Here is a 6,995-nt window from a genome sequence, read left to right as displayed (position 1 = left end):
CATTCAACGCTTGAGTTCCCGATAAAAATTTCGTGGGTGTGTCCAGTCGTTTTGTGACAGCCGCCCGGTTCGGTGCGTTCCGCCTCGATCTCCTCAAAGCTGAGCCCCAGGCGCGCGAAGAGCGCGCGATCGCGGTCAGCTTCGGCATTGGACGCGGTGAGCAGGCGCTCGCCATAAAAGATGGAATTGGCGCCGGCGAGAAAACACAGCGCCTGAAGCTCGTCGCTCATCTCGTGACGACCGGCGGAGAGACGGATATGGGAGGCCGGCATCAGGATGCGGGTGGCGGCGACCACGCGCACGAACTCGAAGGGATCGAGCGCGGCCTGTCCGAAGAGCGGCGTGCCTTCGACCTGGACCAGCAGGTTGATCGGTACCGACTCCGGGTGGGCGGGCAGGTTGGTGAGCTGGCGGAGCATGGAGGCGCGGTCGCGGCGCGATTCGCCCATGCCGAGGATGCCGCCGCTACAGGTCTTGAGCCCAACCTCGCGGACATGCTCCAGGGTGTCGAGCCGGTCCCGGTAGGTGCGGGTGGTGATGATCTGGCCGTAGAACTCGGGCGAGGTGTCGAGATTATGATTGTAGTAATCCAGCCCGGCCTCCTTGAGCCGGCGCGCCTGGGGGCCGGTGAGCATGCCGAGCGTGACGCAGGTCTCCATCCCGAGCGCGTGGACGCCCGCGATCATGGCGACCACTTGGTCCAGGTTGTTGTCGGTCGGGTTGCGCCAGGCCGCGCCCATGCAGAAACGGGTCGCGCCCTCGGCGCGGGCGGCGGTCAGCACCTCGTCGAGCGGCAGCAGGCGTTCGCGTTCCAGATTGGTGTCGTGATGCGCGCTCTGGGCGCAATAGCCGCAGTCTTCCGGGCAGGCGCCGGTTTTGATGCTGAGCAGCGTGCTGACCTGGATCCGGTTGGGATCGAACTGGGCGCGGTGGGTGCTCTGGGCCTTGAACAGAAGATCGTTCAAGGGCTGGTCGAGCAGCGTCTGGATTTCGTCGAGGGTCCAGTCGTGGCGGATAGTGGGCTTGAGTGATGGCATGGTCTGGGTTGCGATATCGGTGTTCAGTGCGGGATCGGGCGAGCATGATCGGCTGGCGCACAAAGAGGGCTATCCTAGATCGCGTGGCTCTCTTGTCAACCAATCTTTGGGTTTTTGGTTTACAGATGATTCAGCCAATCGCTTTCGCGTCCCTGATCTCGGTGCTGTTTCCCGCGACCTGCGTGCTGTGCGGTGCGCCGGGCGTGGGCGGTCGGGATCTCTGCGCCGGTTGCAAGGCGGAGCTGCCGTGGAATCGAGAGTCGTGCATCCGCTGCGCGCTGCCGTTCGAGGGGCCGGTTCCTCCCGGAACGCTCTGTGGCCGATGTCAGAAAAAGGCCCCACCTTTTGAACGCTGCATCACGGCCTTTCGCTACGCGTCGGCCGTGCCGTCGCTGGTGGTCGGGGCGAAGTTTCGCGGTCGGCTCAATTTCGCGCGGTTGCTGGGGCAGTGTCTGGCCGAGACGGTGCGGGAGCGGGGCCTGGCGTTGCCGGAGGTCTTGGTCCCGGTCCCGTTGCATCCAGCGCGGTTGCGCGAGCGTGGCTACAATCAGGCGCTTGAAATTGCTCGGGTACTGGGTCGGGAGCTGGAGTTGCCGGTCGACGCACGGGGCTGCATCCGGATCGTGGCAACGCCGCCCCAGGTCGGACTCGATCCGCGCGCGCGCCGTCGGAACCTCCGCGGGGCATTCGCCTTGACCCGTCAACCGCCCTGGAGACGGGTGGCGATCATGGATGACGTGGTGACCACCGGCACGACCGTGGCCGAATTGAGCCGCGTGTTTCTCAAAGCCGGGGTGGAACAGGTCGATGTCTGGGCCGTGGCGCGGACGTCTTGATGCGGCATGCAAGGTGCCGCCGGCGATCGGCTTTCCGCTCCCCAGGGGCCGGAGGCCGATCGCTCTTTTGACGCGCGGCAATGGGGCTTGGCGCCTAGTGTCAGGGTTTCCGGAACAGCCGACTGGCATCGATCCGGCGATCGATATGGACGATCAGACGTTGATAGTCGGCATGGTTGGTGCCGCCAAAATTGGCTGCGAACGTCCGCTGGTCGAGGCCTTCGGGCAGTCCGTCGAGCGTTGGCATGAAGTCTTCCTCGGTCAGCCCTTGCCCCGCGATCACTTGCACGCGCCTGGCGCTTTCTCGGTCGGCGGTCGCGAGTTGAGCCAGCCGAATCCCCGAGCGGTTGGCCGCCATGTCCGCGAAGCTGAAACCGCTGCCGCCGTTGGCGTCGGACATCTCTTTATACCAACCGACCATCCCGGACAGCGTGTCGTCACCCTGGATCGCCAGGGCCGCCGAAGTCATGAAATGCTGGCTCAGATCGCGGCGTCCGCGTAACAGAACCGGACGTGGCTGGCGAGGTCGAGCGCTGGCGGCCGAGTCGCCAGGTTCGCGGATGGTCCGGCCGTTCACATACGCGGCGAGCGCCAGAATCAGGGCGCGATTCTCTGCGCTCGGATCGGCGCTCGGGGGTTGCGCGCCAGCCTTGGCCAGCAGATACGCCAGCAGGTCGGCGAGCTGGAGCGGCTGACGCCTTGGTATTTGCGCGACTTTACTCGTCAGTTCGTTCTGATAGCGCAAGAGATTCGGCAGATCGGTCTCGGCGACGAACCCGCTGCCGATCCGCTCCAGTAGATCGGGGCGCCATTCGTATACGATACGTATCCGGTCGTCGTTCAGCTCGACCTGCTGGAGTAACTCTGTGCTCTCCACCGCCGCCAGCGCGCGATCCGCCAGCGTCTGCACCAGTGTTCCAGGAAGTGGAAGACCCGCCAGTCGAGCCGTCTCGATCTTCGGCAGGTGCCCGTCCTCGACCAGCGTCAGCTCCAGGTTGATGAAGCCTCCGAGCGGATTCCAGGGGAGCACCAACGAAGCGGCGAGGTGGGCGCGGCCATCGTCCAGGCGGAGCGACGCGCGTCCCTGACCGAGCCGGTTGAGCAATTCGTTGGCGAGCAGATTGGTTTCGCGCTCGGTGAGTGCGATGGCGATCAATTCACCGGACCTTCTGCCCCGCGGTCGATTGGTCGCGATCCAGTGTTTCGCCCAGGCGTGTTCCTCAGCGGTGATGGCGGGGTCCGTCTCGACCAGGGGTTGACTGTCCAGGAGCAGCAGTGCGCCGAGGGTCACGGCGACGACGACCATGAAGAGGGTCAGCCAACCCAGGGTGAGGATCACGCGGTGCATCGAGCGTTTCAAGTTCATGTCGGAGTGTCGCAGAGGTATGGCGTCGATGGGGCGCTCTCCAAAGGCCGTCGCGGCCATCACCCGGCGGGTGAATGAGTCACGATCGCAATCTTCAACCAGAGAATTGATTGCCGTTAACCTGAAAATTCGGAAATTGAAACCGCAAAAGCACAAAGGACAGGATTCGCGTTTTTCGCGGTTCGGCCGCATTATCCAGGTGAACACGGTTTAAACGGGTGGCACCGCCGGAACGGGGTCGGCGATCCGGTTGACATCGACGGCCACCAGCAGATCGTGGGTGCCGCCGCCGTAGAAGATGCCGCGCAGGGGCGTGACATCCTGAAAATCCCGCCCAACCGCGGTGGTGATGTACTGCTCGCCGGGGATCTGGTCGTTGGTCGGGTCGAAATCGACCCAGCCCAGCTCGGGGATCAGCACCGAGAACCAGGCGTGCGAGGCGTCGGCCCCCTGGAGTTTGACCTGGCCGGGCGGCGGCAGGGTTTCCAGATAACCGCTGACATAGCGGACCGCCAGTCCGAATCCGCGCAGCGCGGCGATGGCAATGTGCGCGAAGTCCTGACAGACGCCGCGCCGCTGTTCCATGACCTCGGCGATTGGCGTGGCAATGGTGGTCGAGTGAGGATCGTACTCGAACTCGCGGTAGATGCGCCCCATCAGATCCCGCGTCGCCTCCAGGATTGGCCGCCCGGCCGGAAAGGAGATGGCGGCATAGTCGCGGGCGGCCGGGTCCAGCGGTATCTGGGGCGAGGGGAGGGTGAAGATCCGGGCGTTGGTCATCAGGCCGTCGCCCTTGTCGTACAGTCGGGCGACCACCCGTTCCCAGGGGGGCGTTTTGTCTGCCTCGGGGAGCGTCATGGGGGTGATCTCGATCTCGCTGGTGGCGGTCACTTCCAGCGCGCTGTGGGCTTGCTGGATCGAGAAATAATTCACCCGGTTGCCGAAAAAATCCTCGTGCTCGCGCATGACGGCCGGCCAGGGATCGACGCGAAGCTGACTCGACAGACAGCGCTGACGTCGGGTCTGAAGCGGTTTCAGGTGGGCGATGCTGTGGCACAGCGAAACCGGTTCGGCATACTCGTAGCGGGTGAGATGCTGGACGCGAAATTTCATGGCGCGGGCGCCCCGGCGCGTCGCAACAGACTGTGCGGCTGTTCCTCGTGGCGGAAATACTGGGCGGTGATGGCATCCGAGATGGCGGCGAGTTCGGTACTCAGCTCGCCGAGCATCTTGGCCAGAACGACCCGTCGGTTACCCTGTTTATGCGCTTGGATCAGATGGTCGATCTCGGTCAGGCGGATTCCGGTCAGGCTCTTGAGCACCAGCTTTTCCGCCGCGGTGCGTCCGACCATCAGATCGCCGCGGGGGAGTTCGGCGACCAGACGTTCGAGCATCGCCAGTTGGTAGGCCAGGGCGCGCGGGTTGCCTTCGTCCTGGAGTACCAGATCCAGCAGCGCGCCGACCCGGGTGCCCGCGTGGTAGCGGCGCCGATAGGTGATGAGACTGTCGGTGATGCCGAGCACCGCCTCGATCACCATGTTTTCTTCCTGGTCGCCGGCGACCGGTACCAGGGTGGAATGCAGCAGGCTGGCGATGGCACTCCCGCGTTCCAGGCGTCGTCCGGTCTCCAGAAAATGCCAGCCCTCGTTGTGGGTCATGTTTTCCTGGGTCAAACCCGAGAAGGCGACCAGCGAGGTGACCAGCGGGTCGAGTTCGTCGAGTGCCTGCGACAACTGGCTGGGCGGATGCTCGGTGAGGTTTGCGAGACGGCCTTCGATATCGCTGACGATGCGCCAGGTATCCGCCGACAGACGTTCGCGCACCGAGTAGGCAGCCTGTCCCAGCGCCTCCAGCGTGCGCGGCAGTCCGCCGGGTCGCTGGGGGTCGGTGATCAGCGACAGCAACTCGGGGATCGGGTTGCGCAGACGCTCGTCCGCCCCGGCGCCGACGAAGCCGGGAAAGGATTGGGTCTGGTTGGTCAATGCCTCCAGCAGGGACCTCAGGCACGAAGAGGTGACCTTGGACAGCGGATAATCGGTCCGCTCCGAGAATTTGAAAATGGTGATCCGCAGCAGACGCACCAGACCCTCGGCGCGTTCGGCATAACGGCCGATCCAGAACAGATTGTCGGCGACCCGACTGGAGACCGCGCTCTCCTGCACGACCGCGGGGGTTTGCGTATCGGTGGCGCCCAGCAGACTCTCCTGGCGTTCCGGCTCCGAGGCCAACACCCAGACATCCTTGCCGAGTCCGCCGAGTTGATTGGAGACCAGCGAGGTCTCGTGGTTCAGGGCAACGCGCCCGAGCCCGCCGGGCATCACGGCATAACCATCCTCTTCCGCGATCAGGAAGGTGCGCAGGACGCTGGGGCGCGGTTCCAGATGCTGATCGATGAGTGCCGGCGCGGTCGAGGGTTGAACCCGTTCGCGGGCGACGTAGCCGCCTGGATTGGCCTGGATCGCCTTGATCAGCGCCGTGCGCGCGGCCGGCTCCATCGCGCCGGGAAAGAGTTCCAACTGTCCCGCCGCTCTAGCGCCTGTCATGAGATGAGCCGATGGGAGGAGCTTGACGACCAGGCTATCGAGATTGTTCAACACCTGAGCGAGCGAGTCGGGGTCGCCGCACCACCAGGTCGGGATGTCCGGCAGGACCAGCGACTCGCCAAGAAGCTGCTGGCAGACGCGGGGCAGGAAGGCCGCGAGCGCCGGGTGTTCGAGAATCCCGCTGCCCAGCGCGTTGGCCAGGATCAGGTTGCCGGCGCGTGCCGCCTGCAATAGGCCAGGGACGCCCAGCATGGAGTCCTCGCGTAGCTCCAGCGGATCGCACCAGAGATCGTTGACCTGCCGCAGGACCGCGTCGATGCGCTCCAGTCGTCCCAGGGTGCGCAACCACAGCGCGCCGTCGCGTACCGAGAGATCGCCGCCCTGGACCAGGGTATAGCCGAGATAGTTGGCCAGATAGGCGTGTTCGAAATAGGCCTCGTTCCGGGGGCCGGGCGTGAGCACCACGATCCGCGCATGGTCGGCCACGCGCGGCGCCAGCCGGGTCAGGGTGCGGCGCATGGAGCGGAAGAAGCCGGCCAGACGGTGCACATGCGAGTCCCGGAACAGACTCGGCAGCACCCGCGACAGCACCACCCGGTTTTCCAGCGCATAACCCGCCCCCATGGGGCTTTGGGTCCGGTCGCCGATGACCCGCCAGTGGCCATCGGGCAGCCGCGTCAGATCCGCCGCATACTGCACCAAGGGGCGTCCGCCCGCGATCTCGATGCCGTGGCAGGGGAGCAGATAGCTGGCGTTGCCGTCGATCAGTTCGGCCGGCAGCAGTCCGGTGCGGATCAGGTCGCGGGGTCCGTAGAGATCGAGCAGGATCAGGTTGAGGAGCTCGGCGCGCTGGATCAGGCCGCGCTCCAGCTCCGCCCACTCGTCGCTGCGGATCAGCATCGGCAGCAGATCCAGTTGCCAGGGGCGCGATATGCCCTGCGGATCGCCATGGAGGTTGTAGGTCACGCCGTTGTCGCGAATCAGACGCGAGGCCTCGCGCCAGCGATCCTCAAGGCCAACCGGACCCAGCGTGCGCAGGGCGTCGAGCAAATATTGCCATTGCGGACGCACCTCGCCATCGGCGGTGCGCATTTCGTCATAGCGGTCAGCCAGAGGCGAGTAGGCATCGACCAGGCCGGGGTTTTCCGGGATGGGCGCCAGATCGGGGGCGGGCATGAATCTTAGGCTCTTTCTGGGGCGCGGAATTGGATTA

5 protein-coding genes are annotated in these 6,995 nt (G+C 65.0%); 1 reads left to right on the top strand and 4 read right to left on the bottom strand.

Annotated features, from left to right (window positions below; genetic code table 11):
- Positions 1 to 1,037, bottom strand: a 1,037-nt coding sequence (gene bioB, locus QZY07_RS13655) for a biotin synthase BioB (RefSeq protein ID WP_295403635.1), incomplete at its 3' end; no start/stop codon positions are given.
- Positions 1,038 to 1,162: 125 nt separating this feature from the next.
- Here bioB and QZY07_RS13650 point away from each other — a divergent pair.
- On the top strand, positions 1,163 to 1,873 hold the full coding sequence (locus QZY07_RS13650; RefSeq protein ID WP_295403632.1) for a ComF family protein: 711 nt from the start codon (positions 1,163 to 1,165) through the stop codon (positions 1,871 to 1,873).
- Positions 1,874 to 1,973: 100 nt separating this feature from the next.
- Here QZY07_RS13650 and QZY07_RS13645 read toward each other — a convergent pair whose 3' ends face one another.
- The 3 genes from QZY07_RS13645 to QZY07_RS13635 all read right to left on the bottom strand — a co-directional run bounded on the left by QZY07_RS13645 (position 1,974) and on the right by QZY07_RS13635 (position 6,958).
- Positions 1,974 to 3,239 carry a hypothetical protein gene (locus tag QZY07_RS13645; RefSeq protein WP_295403629.1) on the bottom strand — a complete coding sequence of 422 codons (1,266 nt, stop codon included), beginning with the start codon at positions 3,237 to 3,239 and terminating at the stop codon, positions 1,974 to 1,976.
- Between the two features lie 210 nt (positions 3,240 to 3,449).
- Positions 3,450 to 4,352: a transglutaminase family protein gene (locus QZY07_RS13640; RefSeq protein WP_295403626.1), complete on the bottom strand. Its 903-nt coding sequence runs from the start codon at positions 4,350 to 4,352 to the stop codon at positions 3,450 to 3,452.
- Positions 4,349 to 6,958: a circularly permuted type 2 ATP-grasp protein gene (locus QZY07_RS13635; protein WP_295403624.1), complete on the bottom strand. Its 2,610-nt coding sequence runs from the start codon at positions 6,956 to 6,958 to the stop codon at positions 4,349 to 4,351. Before QZY07_RS13635 ends, QZY07_RS13640 begins: the two co-directional genes overlap by 4 nt.
- Between the last annotated feature and the right edge of the window lie 37 nt (positions 6,959 to 6,995).

This window comes from uncultured Thiocystis sp., assembly GCF_903866365.1.
Lineage (GTDB): Bacteria > Pseudomonadota > Gammaproteobacteria > Chromatiales > Chromatiaceae > Chromatium.
This window is presented reverse-complemented; position numbering and strand designations above follow the sequence as displayed.

What these genes read in the sequence shown, in the direction of transcription:
- QZY07_RS13650 (WP_295403632.1), top strand. Translation starts at nt 1,163, where the DNA reads ATGATTCAGCCAATCGCTTTCGCGTCCCTGATCTCGGTGCTGTTTCCC.
- QZY07_RS13645 (WP_295403629.1), bottom strand. Translation starts at nt 3,239, where the DNA reads ATGAACTTGAAACGCTCGATGCACCGCGTGATCCTCACCCTGGGTTGG.
- QZY07_RS13640 (WP_295403626.1), bottom strand. Translation starts at nt 4,352, where the DNA reads ATGAAATTTCGCGTCCAGCATCTCACCCGCTACGAGTATGCCGAACCG.
- QZY07_RS13635 (WP_295403624.1), bottom strand. Translation starts at nt 6,958, where the DNA reads ATGCCCGCCCCCGATCTGGCGCCCATCCCGGAAAACCCCGGCCTGGTC.